This window comes from Halomonas sp., assembly GCF_029263665.1.
Taxonomy (GTDB): domain Bacteria; phylum Pseudomonadota; class Gammaproteobacteria; order Pseudomonadales; family Halomonadaceae; genus Halomonas.
Map to the genome: position 1 here is coordinate 273736 of NZ_JAJUFQ010000006.1, position 17263 is coordinate 290998.

The following is a 17263-nucleotide window of genomic DNA, read 5'->3' on the forward strand; positions in this document are numbered from 1 at the left end:
TCAATGTTATTTCTTTATCCTTGATTTCATCTGCCTATTTCCACTGTCATCCGCCACACGCCACGACGGTATTCCTTTCTGAACGGTATTCCTCTCTGTATATCGGCTGGACGTGTTGCGAGATACGCAACGCTCCGTGCAAGGACATGAGGGAACTTTTTAGCAACAATGCTAATGAGAAATATTAGTATTTGCTCCTCGTAAACTATTACAGCGACCGTCAGAAGTCGCCGGCGTGGAGCGCTATTCCCTCGCAAGGAGATCATTGCCTCATGTCGCGTTTATCGCCCCTCCCCTGGGCCAAGGGAGCATTGCTGTCGCTGGCAGGTGCTTCTGTCATGACACCTGCTCTGGCTCAGGATGCCCAGGAACTTGAAGACACTGTCGTGACTGCATCCGGTTTCGATCAGCAAATCATTGATGCACCAGCATCGATCAGTGTGATCACTCGGGAAGATATCGAGAAGCGCTTTTATACCGATATCACCGATGCTCTGCGTGATGTTCCTGGCGTCATCATCACCGGTGGGGGCGGTGGCGATGGCGGGGCGGATATCAGCATGCGTGGCATGCCGTCTCAATACACGCTGATCCTGGTCGATGGCCGTCCCATGAGTACCCGTGAATCCCGCCCCAACGGCAGTGCTGGCTTTGAACAGGATTGGTTGCCCCCGCTGCAGGCCATCGAGCGCATCGAGGTAGTGCGTGGCCCCATGTCGACGCTGTATGGCTCTGATGCCATAGGGGGGGTGATCAATGTCATCACCCGCAAGGTCGACAAGCAGTGGAGTGGCAATCTGCAGCTCGACACCGTAATGCAGGAAGACAGTGCCTCGGGCAATAGCCATCAAGCCAATTTCTACGCTTCCGGACCGGTGGTCGAGAACCTGCTGGGCCTGACGGTGTACGGGCGTGCTTTCCATCGTGATGAAGATGACATCATCAATGGCTACGAAGACAAGGACCTCGGCAGTCTGACAGCACGCCTGACCCTGACGCCGAATGCCAGGCACGATTTCTCCCTGGAAGCAGGCAAGACGTCCGAGGAGCGTGAGTCACTGATGGGCAAGTCGGCACCATCAGAAGGATGTCGTGGCGGCTGCTCCGACAGCTTCAATGAGTTTACCTATGAGCATGTGGCTCTGAGCCACACCGGGCACTGGGCGATCGGTACCAGCGAAACCTTCATCCAGAGGGAAGAGGCCGACAACAAGTCCCGGGACATGCAGATCAGCAATACCACCGCCAAGAGCAGCCTGGTCATGCCGCTGGGTGATCACATGGTCACGATAGGAGCCAGCTTCGAAGAAGAAGAGCTGAATGACAGCACGTCCAATCAGTTGTCGGACCAGGATCGTATTCGCAACAGCAGCCTGGCGCTGTTCGCCGAGGACGAGTGGTGGTTGACCGATGACTGGTCGGTCACTGGTGGTGTCCGGGTGGATGATGACGAGAACTATGGCAGTCAGGTCAGTCCGCGTCTCTACAGCATCTGGCATATGACGCCGACCTGGACACTGAAGGGAGGTGTATCCACGGGGTATCGGGCACCAAGCCTGCGCGAAATCACGCCAGGCTGGGGGCAGACCAGTCGGGGCGGCGATGTCTATGGCAACCCGGATCTCGAGCCGGAAACCTCGTTGAACAAGGAACTGGGGCTACTGTATAACGCTGCCAATGGCTTCTCTGCCAGTGCCACGCTGTTCCATAACGACTTCGAAGACAAGATCACCCGTGTTGCCTGTCCGGCGTCCATCTGCCCCGGTGGCCCCAACAGTTACGGTTCTGACCCGACCACACGCATCAATGTCGATGAAGCTGTGACTCAGGGCATCGAGTTGTCACTATCTTCTCCGATAGGAGAGTCTCTGGAGCTGGGTGCCAGCTACACCTATACCGACTCTGAGCAGAAAAGTGGTGAATACGAAGGCGAACCCTTGACGCAACTGCCCAAGCACCAGATTTCAGCGACGCTGGACTGGGACGTCAATGACAGGCTTTCCCAGTGGACACGGGTCACTTATCGCGGCAAGGAAAGCAACCCGACCACGGGACCGTCATCCAGCACTATTACGGCACCTTCCTACACCTTCGTCGATACCGGCATTGGCTACCAACTGACCAACAACGCCCAGGTCAAGGTCGGCATCTATAACCTGTTCGACGAAGACATCACCTATGACGAGTATGGCTATGTCGATGATGGGCGGCGTTATTGGCTGGGGTTGAATGTGGCTTTCTAGGGCAACCTGGAAGTACTCAGCCCATTCATGTTCTCCGGGCTGTTTTCACGCAGTGTCGAACGGCTTGTTCGACACTTCGAGACGAGAAGTTAAGGCTTTTGTTAGTACGACTCATTATTATCTTCTGTCGGTGTCCGGAACGGATGCTGGATGAAAAGGATGTTATTCATGTCGATTGCACGTCGTCTTTCCGTTGGGGACAGGGGCAAGCCCCTTGGCCTGTTGAGCGCCTCACTTGTGGCTCTGACTCTGTCTCTGAACGTTCAGGCCCGTACCCTCGATACCGCCTATGGCGAGGTCGAGGTCAACGATGACCCGGAACGTGTCGTGACCTTGTATGAAGGGGCACTGGATACAGCACTTGTCGCAGGTGTTACGCCTCTCGGTGCCGTGGCCACGCGTGGCGGGCAAAGTGTTGCCAACTACCTGCAAGATGAAGTGCCGGATATTCACATCGTGGGGTTGGTGTCTGAACTCAATATCGAGCAGATCGTTGCTTTGCAGCCGGACCTGATCCTGGCCTCTTCACGCTTGCCCAAGGAACAGTACGAATTGTTGTCCCAACTGGCACCTACTGTCGTGCCGAACACTCAGAATCTTTCTCCGGATGCCTGGAAAATGGAGGCACGTCTGTTTGGCGATGCCCTGGGACAGCGCGACAAGGTCGAAGAGGCCATCACTGCGGTGGAAGAGCGGGCCACGGAGCTGCAAGACAAGGTCGCGGAGGCTGGGCCGAAAGGTGCTCATCTGGTGCGCTGGATGCCGCGAGGCCCGTTGGTGATGTCGACTCAGCTGTTCTCGACCGGTCTGCTCAGTGCCGCTGGCTTTGATGTCAGCGACGAAGCGCTGGTCAAGCAAGGTCGCCCACATAGTGATCCACTGAGTCTCGAGGCCCTGTCCCAGATCGACGGCGATTGGCTGTTCCTTGCGACTCTCAATGAGGATGGTGAACAAGCGTTGGCAACGGCCAAGGACAGCGATGCCTTCAGGCGCCTGAGCGTGGTCGAGAATGATCGGGTGGTGCCCGTGGATGGTCAATTGTGGACCAGCGCTTCCGGGCCCATGGCGGCGCAGGCGGTGCTTGACAATATTGCCGCGGCTATCGAAGGTGCTTCCCAGCTGTGATGAGCCTGATCTTATGAACATGCTGGCCAGTGATATCCGCCGCCCAATGTGGGCGGCGGTCGCGTTGCTGCTTGGCGTGATCTTGCTGAGCCTGATCGTCGGTGCTGGTGATGTCGGCGTGCTGCGTTCCCTGTCGGTCCTGACGGGTAGTCAGGATGCTGATGGCCGTTTCATGGTCTGGGAGCTGCGTCTGCCGCGGACTCTGGTGGGTATCGTCGTAGGTGCAGCGCTGGGGGTATCGGGGGCATTGCTGCAAGTGGTTTCACGTAACCCTCTCGCTGAACCCGGTTTGCTTGGAGTGAGTGCAGGTAGTGCCCTGGCGGTGGCGATCGCATTATCGCTGGGGGTGAGCATGCTGGAGCTGCGCATCGGTGTCGCTCAACTCGGAGCCTTGCTGGGGTGTCTATGTGTGCTGGGTGTCGCGCGCGTACGAGGGTTGGGTAGTGATCCGGTGCGCTTGGTACTGGCGGGTGCTGCGTTTTCTACCTTGTTGTCAGCTGTGACATCGTTGCTGTTGATGATGGATCGGCGTACGGCCGACGAGATTCGTTTCTGGGTGGTTGGCAGCCTGTCCGGTCGCCGCCTGGATGATCTGGCGGCGGTATTGCCCAGCCTGTGCATTGCGGCCCTTGTCCTGCTCATGCTGGTACGGCCCATGGCCAGTCTGACTCTGGGAGAGCGGGCCAGTGCGGGGCTCGGTCATCATCCAGGAAGATTGCGCCTGCTGGCGATACTGATTGTCGCCTTGCTGGTTGGTGGTGCCACGGCGGTGGCTGGTCCCATCGTCTTCGTAGGACTGGTGGTGCCGTTCGTTGCACGGGCTCTGGGCGGGCCGGAACTGCGGCGTACGTTATGGTTATGCTTGCCACTGGGGCCGTTGCTGGTACTCAGTGCAGATGTTTTGTCGCGAGTGCTGGTGGCGCCTTCCGAGCTGCCTATTGGTGTACTTACCGCGATATGTGGAGCACCGGTATTGATTGCGGTCGTGCGGGCGCGGCGACTGCCGACCCTATGAACATTTCCCTGTGAACACCAGCATGCCCTTATTACCTGTTCAATCTTCATGTACCCAATCTTCAGGTGCTCGAGTCGTAGAGCCTGCCATGGCTTCTGATACGGAAGAAGAGAAAGTAAAAGCGGCGGCAAAGGAAGTAGAGAGGGGAACTGTCGCTTCCTCACCCGCCGTGAAAGCCCCTTCAGGTGCCTGGCTGATTCGCATCGGCGCGATGAGTGTCCTGATCGAGCGTCGCAGCATGGCCGCTACCTGTGGCTTAGGTATCGCACTGTTGCTGGCCTGTGTGGCTTATCTATGCGTCGGTAGCTTGCAGGTTACCCCTGGAGAGCTATGGCAGGTGATGAGTGGGGAAGGTACTGCCATGGCGGAGTTCGTGGTTGGCCAGTTGCGCTTGCCTCGCCTGGCAGCCGCTCTTGTCACCGGCGCTGCTTTCGCCCTGGCAGGGTGCCTGATGCAGACCCTGGCACGTAATCGTCTGGCAACGCCTGGCATCATTGGTATCGACAACGGTGCGACAGCGTTTGCAGTGGCATCCGTCGTGGCAACAGGCTTGAGCCTGGCGCCTTCCGCCATGGCCCTTGCCGGTGCGGCGACGGCAGCTGCGTTGACCTTTGGCCTGTCACTAGGAGGAGGCGCGAGAGGCTACCGTTTCATCGTGGCGGGTATTGGCGTTGGGGCGGTTTTTGCTGCCATTACCCAATTGATGCTGTCACGTACGGATGTCGACCTGGCCAATGCTGCCTACCCCTGGACGGTAGGGAGCCTCAACAGCCGACCGTCAGGCGCGACCCTGATACTGGTGTCAGGGCTGATCGTGGGTATTCCGCTGTCCCTGTGGCTGGCTCGTTCTCTCAGCCTGATGCGCTTTTCCGATGCGGTAGCCTCTGGCCTGGGCGTAGCGCTCAAGCAGCGGCGGATCCAGGTGCTTGGCGTATCCGTCATGCTGACAGCACTCGCTGTTGCCGTGGCAGGTCCGGTGGGAATGGTCGGATTGATTGGTCCGGAAGTCGCCCGCCATCTGAGTTCGCCGCGTCGAGTCCCTGTTGTGGCGACCTGCTTGGCTGGTGCTCTGGTCATGGTGCTGGCCGACCTGCTGGGGCGGGTCATGCTGGCCCCGCTGGAGCTGCCGGTAGGAATTGTCACGGCGGTGGTCGGTGGACCGTGGCTGATATGGATACTGGTGCGTCCATCGTCGCGCCCCGTTGCATGCTGACGACGATGACGCCTCAATACAGGAAGACAGAATGATGTCTGGTGACTCGATGATGCCCTATGAAACTCGTGACCTTGCCTTGAGTCATGGAGCGCGAACGGTCATCGATGCTCTCGATCTAAGGCTGCCGAGAGGGCAGTTGACGGCCATTGTTGGACCCAATGGCTGTGGTAAGTCGACACTGCTTGCAGGCCTGGCACGCCTGCATGCTCCGACAGCAGGACAGGTGCTTCTCGAAGGTCGTGAGATCCAGCACCTGCCGGCCCGGGAGTTGGCTCGACGAGTGGCATTGTTGCCTCAGGAGGCCCTGGCACCAGAGGGACTGAGTGTGGCGGACCTGATTCGCTTTGGTCGCCAGCCTCACCAAGCCTGGTATCGCCAATGGAGTGAAGAGGATCAGCGCGTAGTGAGTGGTGCCATTGCCGCTGCCGGGCTCGACGAACTGGCCGAACGTGCACTGGATACCTTGTCTGGCGGACAGCGTCAACGAGCCTGGATTGCCATGACCATTGCCCAGCAGACACCCATCATTCTGCTGGATGAGCCAACCTCAGCACTGGATCTTGGTCATCAACTGGAGGTCTTCGAGTTGCTGCGGGAACTGGTGGCACAAGGGCGGACCATTGTCATGGTGGTACACGACCTTTCCAGTGCCTGTCGTTATGCTGATCACCTGGTCGCCATGCGCGATGGCAGGGTCATTGCCGAGGGCTGTCCCAAGCACGTGGTGTCCACCGAGCTGGTGCGTGATCTTTATGATGTGGAGTGCACCCTGATACATGACCCTGTATGCGGTACCCCGTTGTTGGCAGGGCTGGGGCGTATCGCTGGTACGGCTTGAAGGACGACATGTCTGGTCCCGGATTGACATGATATCGCCCGACCAGTTGGCCGGGCGATGAATGTGGCAGGTCAAGACTCAGTTGGCTGCCTTGTCGGCTGCTTTCTGCAGAGCTTCACTTGCTGATTTCAGTGCATCCGCGGTGGCATCCCTGGTAGATTCCCACGCGCTCTTGGCGCCTTCCTCTGTCTTTTCCCAAGCCCCTTGGGCGTGTTCGCGTGACTGGTTCCACCAGGTGTTGGTGTATTCAGACTGAGCCTTGATCTCTTCCTCGGTCAGCTTCAGGTGGACCCGATATTCGAGACCGTCAAGGTTGTCGCCTTCCATGGTATCGACGCTGAACTCGCCTCGGTTGATCACATGCTGAGGTTGGCCCAAGCTCAGCAATCCGCCAGGCCCGACCACAATGGCCTGTAGCGTCAGATCGTTGTCGAGCAGAACATCCTGGACTTTGCCCACGGCCTTGTCGGCAGAGTCAGTGGAATAGACTTTGGCATCCATCAGTTGGTTGATGGAATACAGCCCTTGGTTACTTTCATCGGCCACTGCCGCTTCCGTGTTCTCGGCTGTTGCAGTGTCAGCTTCATCGGCCACCGCCGCTTCAGTGTCCTCGGCTGCTGTAGTATCAGCTTCATCGGTCACTGCCGCTTCAGTATCCTCGGTTGTTGCAGTGTCAGCTTTATCGGCCACCGCCGCTTCAGTGTCCTCGGCTGCTGTAGTATCAGCTTCATCGGCCACTGCCGCTTCAGTATCCTCGGCTGTTGCAGTGTCAGCTTCATCGGTCACCGCCGCTTCAGTGTCCTCGGCTGCTGTAGTATCAGCTTCATCGGCCACGGCCGCTTCAGTGTCCTCGGCTGTTGCAGTGTCAGCTTCTTCGGTCACTGCCGCTTCAGTATCCTCGGTTGTTGCAGTGTCAGCTTCTTCGGTCACTGCCGCTTCAGTGTCTTCGGCTATTGCAGTGTCAGCCTCTTCGGCCTGCGACTGAGCTTCACCGGTTAGTGCCTGGGTGACTTCATTGAGCTGTGCCTGAGCTTCCTCTTTCAGCATCCGAGCTTTATCGGCCAGGGTCTGAGTTACCTCATCGGCTTGTACCTCAGCCTTGTTGTCCAGGGGCTGGACAGTGTTGTCTTCAGCCTGTGCCTGGAAAGCGAGTCCTAGGCTACCGGCCATGGCCAATGCAGAAACAGCGTGAACCAGTGGTTTCTTGGAGATCATCATTCCTTGGTACCTCATGCAATCCATGTAAGTCGCGCGGGACGAATTGAATTGTGCGGGAGGAGAGAGCATGTGCCCATAATAGTTGCTCGTTATAGTCTAGTGTCTATTTGTTATATAAGTGTATGGAATTTCTCGTCTTTCCGTTTAATGCATGAGTACCTGAAGGACTTGTGAACGTACCGTGATGGACGACAGGTCCTTGGCATTTCCCGCGAATGGCATGGTCTGGAGAGGGACACTGCCCAGCTTGTCAGCTGGGCAGTGTGAATGAATCATGGAGGCTTAGTTGGCCGCCTTGTCGGCTGCATTCTGCAGGGCTTCACCTGCGGACTTCAGCACACTGGAGGTCGCGTCTCGCGTTGTTTCCCACGCGCTCTTGGCCCCCTCGGCGGTCTTGTCCCAGGCTTCTTGGGCGCGTTCCCGCGACTGGTTCCACCAAGTCTCGGTATATTCGGGCTGATTACTGATATCCGCCTTGTCCATGCCGAGATATACGACATATTCGATGTCCGAAAGGCTGTCACCTTCGAGAGTGTCGACGCTGAAGTTATCCTTGTTGATGACGTACTGCTTTTCGTCCAGGTGCAGCAACTCATCTGGAGCGATGACGATGGCCTGCAGCGTCATGGCATTATCGAGCAGAATATCCTCGACCTCAGCCACCGGCTCTTCCTGTGAATCACTGGTATAGACCTTTGCATCGATCAGTTCATTGGCAGAGTACAGTCCCTGGTTGCTGTCATCAGCCTGGATCTGAAATGCAATGCCAAGGCCTCCTGTCATGATCATGGCTGAAATAAGGCGGGTCAGTGGGGCCTTGTGGGTCATCATTCCTTGGTTCCTCTTGCGTTATTCGTATATTGCGTCTTGTGCGACTCACATGGATGTGGGAAGTGCGTTTGTTCGTCGGGAACGAACATAGCCCCCATCCCGCTCGTTTATGCAGCATGCCCATATTCATACACCTTCATGTCCATGAATCCATTGGTTTTGTGTAATCCCTTGTTCATATAGGAATTGCTGCGTAATGAATGAGAAACCTTTTCATGATCAGGCGGGTAAGGGAGAATGCTCACCATTCGCATAATACCGCCTGATGAGGAAATCCCTTGGAGCTGCTGCACGTTGTCTATCGCCATTATCGATGGCCGTTCATCACGGTGATGCTGCTGAGCCTGGCCAGTGCTGCGCTGGGGATCGGGACTATCGCTTTCATCAATGATCGATTGATTGAACATGTCGGTGCGCCGATGGGAGTATTGCCGGCATTTCTCGGGATCATCGCGGTGTTGCTGGCGATTACTCTGGCGTCCCAACTGGCCTTGACCACGCTGGGCCATTACTTTGTCTACGACTTGCGCGGGCGCCTGGTCAAGCAGATTCTGGATACCGATATCGAGCAGCTCGAACGGCTTGGTAGTGCGGATCTTCTCGCCAGTCTATCCAGCGATCTACGCGCAATCACCTTGGCTTTCGTGCGCTTGCCGGAACTGGTGCAGGGGGTGGTGCTGACGCTTGGCTGTGCCCTGTATCTTGGCTGGCTTTCCCCGGGGATGCTTGCAGTCACTTCGTTGTGGGTGGCTGTCACCATCGGTGGCGGCTCCTGGTTGGTCGCCAAGGTCTATCGGCACTTGGCCAAGGCCAGGGCGACCGAAGATCGTCTCTATCGTGATTACACCGCCGTCATTGATGGGCGCAAGGAACTGGCACTCAACCGTGGCCGTGCGCGGTGGATGTTCGAAGAGCAATACAAGCGTGACGCGCTGGATTTTCGCCATCATGTGATTCGTGCAGATACCTATCACCTGAGTGCCGTCAACTGGTCGAACATCATGATGCTGGGCGCCATCGGCGTGGTGTTCTTTCTGGCCAATGGGCTTGGCTGGGCGACCACCGGAGTGGCGGCGACGTTTTCGCTGACGTTGTTGTTTCTGCGTACCCCCCTGATTTCAGCGGTAGGAGCGCTGCCGACGCTGCTCAGCGCCCAGGTCGCGTTCCACAAGCTGCGCCAGTTGTCTCTGGCTGATCCGCGCGAGAGTTTTGCTGTGCAGGAGAGTGCTGGAGATCAATGGCAGCGCCTGACGCTCGATGGGGTAAGTTTCTGCTATCAAGGAAAAGAAGCATCGGAAGGGTTCGCGGTAGGCCCTATCGATCTCACGCTGCGTCGCGGAGAGCTGGTGTTCCTGATCGGTGGTAATGGCAGTGGCAAATCGACGTTGGCCAAGTTGCTTACCGGCCTCTATCGCCCCCAGGCTGGCACGATTCGTGTAGATGACCAAGAGGTGGGCACGCCAGAAGAATCCAGGGAAACCTATCGCCAGCGCTTCTCGGCGGTGTTCACCGATTTTCATCAATTCGATCGCTTGATGGGGCCTGATGGCGATAAGGCCGATCCGGCCCTGGTGGAAGATTGGCTGGAAGCGCTGGGGCTGCGTGAAAAGCTTCACTTCGATGGACAGCAAGTGACCAACCCGGAGCTTTCCCAAGGGCAACGCAAGCGCCTGGCGCTATTGATGGCGGTGGCCGAGGAGCGTGACATCCTGCTTCTCGATGAATGGGCGGCAGACCAGGACCCACAATTCCGGCGTTTCTTCTATCGCGATCTGCTGCCGCGCTTGAAGGACATGGGCAAGACAGTGTTCGCCATCAGCCACGATGACCACTATTTTCAGCATGCCGACCGCCTGTTCGAGATGCGGGCTGGACATCTCACAGAATTGACTGGCCACCATCGTGAATTGGCCTCAAGAGATGCCGTGGCACGCCTGGATGGTCAAGTGTCATCTGAGAGTTGAATTCAAAAATGTAAAAGGGATGGATTTGCGCCTTCAAATAAAAATGATTAGCATGCCGGAAAAATGTAACAAAACGTCAAGTTTTCGCTGTCGCATTTCCGGCTATCGAGGCGCTCCTCCAATGAACTTTCTTGCTCCTGGTCCAAAGCTGCATCCACTAAGTGTGGCCGTTCGTCGTGTTCTGGGGATGTCCCTGCTAAGCCTGACTGCACCGGTCCTGGCCCAGGATGCGGATGTCACTGACGTGGAAAGTGACACCATCGTAGTGACAGGAACGGCACTGAAAGTTGCCATGCCTGTTCTCGAGACCCCGCGTTCCACTTCTCAGGTGTCCCGGGAAGAGCTCGACGACCATGCCGTCAACAAGTATGACGAGGTCTTTCGCTATCGCAGTGGCGTGCTTTCTGCCCCCTACGGCCAGGACAACAAGGCGGACTGGTTCTTCATTCGCGGTTTCAATGCGGAAGACTCCACCTATCAGGATGGCCTGCGCCAGTTCCGCGAAGGGGGGTATTTCTGGTGGACCACGGAGCCCTTCGGCCTGGAGAGCGTCGAGCTGCTCAAGGGACCGGCCTCGATCCTCTATGGTGAAGCGCCTCCCGGCGGCATCATCAACGCCATCAGCAAACGGCCGACCGAAGAACAGCAGAACATGATCGAGCTGCAGTATGGCACCAATGATCATCAGCAGGTGGGCATCGACAGCTCCGGCCCCTTGGCCGACGATGGCAGCGTGCGTTATCGCGTGGTAGGGCTGTTCCGTTCAGAAGACGGTGAGATCGACGACACCGACAATGAGCGGGTCTATTGGGCACCGAGCCTGGCGTGGGATATCAATGAAGATACTTCGATCACCTTCCTGGCCAGCTATCTGAAGGACCATGGCACCCCGACCAATGGCTTCAAGCTGCCCTATGGCACAGTCAACGATACACCATTCGGGCGCCTCGACCCGGAAGACAACCTGGGCGAACCCGATTATGAGCGTCAGGAGCACGAACAGTGGTCGCTGGGCTATGAACTGACCCATCAGCTCGATGATACCTGGGAGCTGCAGCAGAACCTGCGCTACAGCGAGCTGAGCCTGCTTGAGCGCGACGTGTACGTCTCCTTTATAGACCGAAAATATGACCCTACTGGCCGTCATGCCCAGCGTGGTTTGACCTATCGTGATGGCGATTACGATGCCCTTACCGTCGACAACCGTGCCATCGGGCGCTGGTATACCGATCGCCTCGAGAACACCCTGCTGGTAGGGGTGGATTACCAGCACCTCGATATCAATTACGACAACCTCGACAATTTTGCCTTTGGCGATCCCTTCGATATCTTCGACCCACAGTACGGCAACTTCACGCCAGCGGATCGTGATTCGGCCGCCGAGCATGAGGAAGGCAAGCAGCAGATTGGGGTGTATCTGCAGAACCAGCTGCGTCTGGACGATCGCTGGATATTCCTCGCCGGCCTGCGCCATGACAGTGTCGATACCAAGAACCGCATCAAGAATGGGGCCAATCAGGATGCCTCAGACGATAATCTGTCGTTCTCCGGCGGTGTGATGTACCTGGGTGATTACGGTATTTCCCCTTACCTGAGCTATAGCGAGTCTTTCAGTCCCCAAATTGGCAGTGATCCAGATGGCAAGGCTTATAGCCCCAGTGAGGGCAAGCAGTGGGAGCTGGGGGTGAAGTATGCACCGGACTGGCTGGACGGTTATGTCACCGCCGCGGTGTTTGACCTGACCGAAAGCGATACGCTGTATACCAGTGGCGAATCCAGTAGCCGCCAGGGTGGGGAGCGTCAGTCACAGGGATTTGAAATCGAAGGTGTGGGTTACTTGACCGACGACCTCAAGCTTACTGCCGCCTATACCTATAACGACGTACGGGTCGACTTGGGCAGCGAAAGCGAAAACAAGGACCTGCGTGCCGGTCTGATTCCGCGTAATCAGGCTTCGGTGTGGCTGGATTACGCTTTCCCGGGCGCCCTGCATGGCCTCAATGTCGGCGGTGGTGTGCGTTACGTCGGGGAGAGCGTGGACAATCCGGCCTATTCGGACACCAAGGTGGACAGCTACACCCTGGTGGATGCCAAGCTGCGCTATGACATCACACCGAGCTGGACGGCTCAGGTCAATGTCAACAACCTGACCGATGAAGAGTATGTCAGCGGTTGTGACTACTGGTGCTACTACGGTGAAGGTCGCAGTGTGGTTGGTAGCCTGAGGTACAATTTTTAAAGGGGACAATTTCTTTTAAAGGAGACGACTTCGCACGGAGGATCGTTTCCCCAAGGAAGTACCCGATATCACCTGAATAAAAGACCGGCCCTGAAATTTCAGGGCCGGTCTTTTTTATTGTGTCGCTTTTCCCGGACATCATCATCTCTGTTGCCATGGATGGTGGTATGCCATGAATCTGCGGTAATGACTAGTGTACGGTAATGACGTGGCAATCAGCAGAGTGACTGACTTTATGGGCAATACTGCCGACCATCAATCCCTCGATATCACTGAGGCCGCGGCTACCCATCACGATGGCCTCGACGCCTTTTTCCTTGGCTGTGGATACAATGACCAAGCGAGGATCCCCTTGGGTCAGTATGGATGTGGTGTCGATGCCTTGAGTTCTGGCTGCATCGGTAGCTTTTTCCAGCAGCTCTCGTCCAACCTGGTCTCGTTGCTCTTGCGTGGCCCCCATAGGAACGGCAGCCAATCCCCATATCAGCAGGGGTTCGTTGGGCAGAGGTTCAGGGATATGCAAGAGAATGATCTGGCCACCCTCTGGCGAGACAAGTTTGCAGGCGACGCTGAGCGCCAGGCGTGAGTATTCAGAACCATCTAGAGGGACAAGAATGGATGTGAACATGACCCGGGTACCTCCCTTGTCGGTCAATGGTTCTTTGAGTCTAGTTGGCTTGTTTGGGCACAAAAGTGGGCTGAGCAAGTTCTCTGGGTAAATTCCCTGACGAAGCTCCTTGAAGACAGGATCAGTCCTTGTCGATATCAAGCCCGGCATTGGCTAGCCGCTGCTGGTCTACCTGCTGGCTGAACCTGTCCAGGAGAATACGCAGTTTGGGCGTGATCCAGCGTTCACAGAAAGGACGCTGGGGGTTGCTGTAAAAATAGTTCTGGCATCTCTCCTTGGAGGGGCGAAAGCTGGCAAACGGCAGTACCTGCGTAATGATGGGGGCACTGAAGTCTGCCTGTAATGCATCCAAGATGTGCTGGGCTTCAAGACCTTGCTGCTCATCAAAGACATACACGGCAGAGCGAAACTGCTGGCGCATGCTGTGCTGGGCAGTGCAGTGATGGGTATGCAGGTGGATCTCGATAAGGGTCGTGAGAGAAATCGCCGAGGGGTCGAAGTGGACGATGACCGCTTCGGAAAACGCTTCTGTTTCTCCGTCATGATCATTATCTACGTCATGATCACTCTCTCCGTCATGATCACTTTCTCCTCGTGCAGCCACGAAGCCTTGCTCGACGCTCTCCACGCCGAGCAATGACTGGAATATCGCTTCCGTGCACCAGTAGCAATTACCACCAAAGGCGACCCGGGATAGCGCTATGGCTGAGGTTTCAGCATGGTAAGCATCTGGGATCATGGCACGTCACCTTTCGGTTATCGGGGACAACTTGTATCGGGGGCAGGTTGTATCGGAGACAGGAAGGTCTGTCGTCATCGAGAGGAAAAACCTTACAGGGACCCTTTCGCCAGCAATGAATTTACCAACAATGAATTTGCCAACCATGAATTCACCGGCAATGAAAAAGCGGAGCCGTCTTCTATTGAAGGCAAGCTCCGCTGCTCAGCTGGATCCACAGTGACCTGGATGTGTCGAGCCCAGGTAAATGGCTAGAGCTTTCTCAGCCCCCACATGAAATAGCCACCGCCAATCAAGGATGCGATCAGACCCGCAGGGATCTCTTGAGGAAACAGCAACTGACGTCCGAGCCAATCGGCCAGCACCATCAGCACAGCACCGATCAGGCCGGCTCCGATCAGATGGAAGCGGGCTCGGGCCAGGCCCAGCATGCGTGCCATGTGTGGAGCCAGCAGGCCGACGAAGGAGAGCGGACCCACTACCAGTGTGGCGCAGGCGGTGAGTATGGCGACAAGGATCAATAGGCCCAGGCGTGCCTTTTCCACCTGAATGCCAAGCGCTCGAGACGTTGCCGCCCCCAGCGGCATGATATCGAGCCAGCGCGATAGTGGGATGACCGCCAGAGCAAAGAGGATGGCAGTGGTCACGACGATCAAGGCAGAGCCAGGTTCAACGTAGTAGGTGGAGCCTGACAGCCAGGCAATGACCTGTTGGCCGCGTGGGTCGCCTCCCGCCAGGATGATCGAGCGAACCGCATCGAACAACGCGGTGATCGCAACCCCGCACAGCAATAGGCGTTCTGGCTGAAACCCACTGCGTGCATTGAGTAGCACCAGCAGCAGCAGGGTGGCCAAGGCGCCCAGGGTGCCGGCTGCGATCAGTACAAGGTTGCTGGGGCCGGGCACCAGAAATACGGCGACGATCAGGCCAATGGCTGCGCCGCCACTGATGCCGAGCAGTTCGGGACTGGCCATGGGGTTGGCAGTGATTCGCTGGATCAGGGTTCCGGCGATGGCCAGCAGCACGCCTGCTCCGGCAGCAGCCAGCATGCGTGGCCAGCGCCATTCCAGCACTTCAGGAGATAGGGTCAGTTGCCAGTGATACTGGCCCATGGCATCGCTGCTGCGGCCGATCACCAGGCTGATCACCGCGATCACACAGAGCAATACGGCAAAACCACCAATCCGTCGCCAGGGCAACGGATAGCGATGCCCCAGGGACTGGGTTGCCATGGGAGGGCGCTGTGCCGCCAAGCGAATGCGTGGGATCAACCACAGCAGCAGGGGGGCGCCCAAGGCTGCCGTGGTGGCACCGGTGGGAATCAAGGTCGGTAATTGCCCCGACAGGCCTTGCAACAGCAGATCGGTGGTAGCCAGCAGCAAGGCACCAAGCAAGGTCGACCATAACAGGCGCTGGCCAAGTCGGCGGGCACCCGCCAGGCGCACGATATTAGGGGCAGCCAGGCCAATGAAACCAATGATACCGACACTGGCGACAGCACAGCCAGTGATGAAGATCGCCAGGCCCAGCCCGCCCAGACGTAGCCACTTGAGGGAAACACCCAGGCTTCTGGCGCTGGCGTCATCGAGTTCGAGCAATGCCAGTGGCCGCATCAGCCATACGGCCGCCAGGCCAGCGATGACGACGCGGGGCAACAGATACCAGACTCCTCCCCAGCCGTTCTGGGCCAGAGAGCCGGCACCCCATACCATCAAGCCGCTGAGGCTCTCTTGGTTGAATAGCAGCAGTACGACGCTCAAGGCACCGAAGTAGAGGTTGACGACCAGTCCACCGAGCACCACAACGCCGGGCGATAGGCCGCGTCGCCAGGCCAGGGCGAAGACCAGCGCCATGGCCGCAGCTCCTCCGGTCAGGGCTACCCACTCCCGACCCAGCACCAGTAGCCCCGGGGCGAACAGCGTCGCGACCATCAGCGCCAGGTTGGCGCCGCTGGCCACCCCCAACGTGGTGGGGGCTGCCAGTGGGTTGCGCAGTACTTGTTGCATCAGCACACCGGCGAGGGCCAGTGCGCCCCCGGCCAGCAATGACATGCTCAGGCGAGGCCACCAGCTGTAATGCAATACCAGGGCCTCTGGCTCACTGGAGTGCAATGTGAACAGCTCAGAGAATGCTGCACCGATACCACCTAGCGGAGCCAGGGACAGCAGAGCGCTGCCGAGGCACACGATCAGTAACAGCAGGGTGGCCCGGGAAGGAGAGACCAGACGAGGAGATGCGGAGGGAGCCAGTCGATCAGGCGTCGTCATGGGCCGCCTCCGTGGTGGTCGTCATGGCATCGACCAGTACATGGGCAAAACGCCTGGCAGAGGGCAGGCCACCGAAACTCCACACAGGAGGAAGTACCAGGGTGTCGCCACGCTGGACGCTACCCAACTGATGCCACAGGCCACTGCGCTCAAGTTCTTCCTCTACGCCGACCGGCCGGGGTTCCACGATCACCAGACGCGCGTCATTGAATTTGGCCAATTGTTCGATACCGACCAGGTTGAAACCCCAGGCGTTGGGTTTTTCCGGCCAGGCATTGGTTAGTCCCAAGCGTTGCATGGAGGCGTCATACAAGGAGCCCTTGCCGAAGATACGGACGTGACGTGCATCCATGAACTGCACCACAAGCAAGGGCCGCTGGTCATCGCTGAGCAGGTCCTTGAGTGCTTCGATGTCGGCTTCACTATTGCGGATCAGAGCCTCGGCCTGTTCCTGTTGTCCCGTCTGTTCGCCAAGCCGGCGAGTCATGCTTTCCAACTGGGGCCACAATGGCTTGTCAGGACGATAGAACTCATAGGTGACCACTGGCGCGATGGTCTGCAACTTGGGAACCAGATTGGTGAACATGGGGGTGAGGATGATCGTATCGGGGGCCAACTTCGCCAACAGCTCCATATTGGGCTGACTACGCAGTCCAATGTCGGTGACGCCAGCCGGTACATCCTCTCCGACCCAACTGGTGTAGTCGGCGACCTGCGCTAGAGCGATCGGGGGGGCCTCCAGGGCAATCAGGGTTTCGGCCAGTGTCCAATCGAGACTGGCAATGCGCGGTGCAGCGAAGATGCTGGTGCTGACGAGGCTGAGTGTCAGGCATATCAGTTTCATCAGGCGCCTGATACGCGGCGGCTGTTGATGCGATGTAGAGGGCACAGAATGTTCCAACCAATGCGCAAGGCGATGTCAAAAGGCTCGCTGAAAGCC

The 17263-nt window shown here is 57.5% G+C and carries 13 protein-coding genes; 7 read left to right on the forward strand and 6 right to left on the reverse strand.

The genetic code is table 11. The features are described 5' to 3' along the window. The first annotated feature begins 272 nt into the window (after nucleotides 1–272). From Q1K07_RS08995 to Q1K07_RS09015, 5 genes are all read left to right on the forward strand, one after another. Entirely contained in the window at nucleotides 273–2243 is a 1971-nt protein-coding gene (locus Q1K07_RS08995; RefSeq protein WP_300309963.1) for a ligand-gated channel protein, read from the forward strand. Nucleotides 2244–2411: 168 nt separating this feature from the next. After that, entirely contained in the window at nucleotides 2412–3368 is a 957-nt protein-coding gene (locus tag Q1K07_RS09000) for an iron-siderophore ABC transporter substrate-binding protein (RefSeq protein ID WP_300309965.1), read from the forward strand. A gap of 19 nt (nucleotides 3369–3387) precedes the next feature. Beyond that, on the forward strand, nucleotides 3388–4383 hold the full coding sequence (locus Q1K07_RS09005; protein WP_300310031.1) for an iron ABC transporter permease: 996 nt from the start codon (nucleotides 3388–3390) through the stop codon (nucleotides 4381–4383). A gap of 88 nt (nucleotides 4384–4471) precedes the next feature. After that, nucleotides 4472–5596: an iron ABC transporter permease gene (locus Q1K07_RS09010; protein WP_300309966.1), complete on the forward strand. Its 1125-nt coding sequence runs from the start codon at nucleotides 4472–4474 to the stop codon at nucleotides 5594–5596. Between the two features lie 34 nt (nucleotides 5597–5630). Next, a complete protein-coding gene (locus Q1K07_RS09015) occupies nucleotides 5631–6437 on the forward strand; it encodes an ABC transporter ATP-binding protein (RefSeq protein ID WP_300310033.1) in 807 nt (268 codons plus the stop codon). Nucleotides 6438–6515: 78 nt separating this feature from the next. On the opposite strand, the gene Q1K07_RS09020 is transcribed toward Q1K07_RS09015, so the two are convergent. Further along, on the reverse strand, nucleotides 6516–7655 hold the full coding sequence (locus Q1K07_RS09020; RefSeq protein ID WP_300309967.1) for a hypothetical protein: 1140 nt from the start codon (nucleotides 7653–7655) through the stop codon (nucleotides 6516–6518). 282 nt (nucleotides 7656–7937) lie between these two features. Then, the gene (locus Q1K07_RS09025; RefSeq protein ID WP_300309969.1) at nucleotides 7938–8486 is read right to left on the reverse strand and encodes a PRC-barrel domain containing protein; all 549 of its coding nucleotides are present in this window, start codon (nucleotides 8484–8486) and stop codon (nucleotides 7938–7940) included. A gap of 278 nt (nucleotides 8487–8764) precedes the next feature. Between Q1K07_RS09025 and Q1K07_RS09030 the strand changes: the two genes are divergently transcribed. Together Q1K07_RS09030 and Q1K07_RS09035 are read left to right on the forward strand one after the other, a co-directional pair. Next, the gene (locus Q1K07_RS09030) at nucleotides 8765–10450 is read left to right on the forward strand and encodes a multidrug ABC transporter permease/ATP-binding protein (protein WP_300309972.1); all 1686 of its coding nucleotides are present in this window, start codon (nucleotides 8765–8767) and stop codon (nucleotides 10448–10450) included. 121 nt (nucleotides 10451–10571) lie between these two features. After that, complete coding sequence (locus Q1K07_RS09035) at nucleotides 10572–12689, forward strand: TonB-dependent siderophore receptor (protein ID WP_300309974.1); 2118 nt, start codon at nucleotides 10572–10574, stop codon at nucleotides 12687–12689. A gap of 190 nt (nucleotides 12690–12879) precedes the next feature. On the opposite strand, the gene Q1K07_RS09040 is transcribed toward Q1K07_RS09035, so the two are convergent. The 4 genes from Q1K07_RS09040 to Q1K07_RS09055 all read right to left on the reverse strand — a co-directional run bounded on the left by Q1K07_RS09040 (nucleotide 12880) and on the right by Q1K07_RS09055 (nucleotide 17167). After that, nucleotides 12880–13317 (reverse strand): universal stress protein, encoded by a 438-nt coding sequence (locus Q1K07_RS09040; RefSeq protein ID WP_300309976.1) that lies wholly within the window; start codon nucleotides 13315–13317, stop codon nucleotides 12880–12882. 121 nt (nucleotides 13318–13438) lie between these two features. Next, on the reverse strand, nucleotides 13439–14056 hold the full coding sequence (locus Q1K07_RS09045; protein ID WP_300309978.1) for a peptide-methionine (S)-S-oxide reductase: 618 nt from the start codon (nucleotides 14054–14056) through the stop codon (nucleotides 13439–13441). Nucleotides 14057–14307: 251 nt separating this feature from the next. Beyond that, nucleotides 14308–16323, reverse strand: coding sequence for a Fe(3+)-hydroxamate ABC transporter permease FhuB (gene fhuB, locus Q1K07_RS09050; RefSeq protein ID WP_300309980.1), 2016 nt, complete (start codon nucleotides 16321–16323; stop codon nucleotides 14308–14310). Continuing rightward, entirely contained in the window at nucleotides 16310–17167 is an 858-nt protein-coding gene (locus tag Q1K07_RS09055; protein ID WP_300309982.1) for an iron-siderophore ABC transporter substrate-binding protein, read from the reverse strand. Before Q1K07_RS09055 ends, fhuB begins: the two co-directional genes overlap by 14 nt. Nucleotides 17168–17263 lie beyond the last annotated feature (96 nt).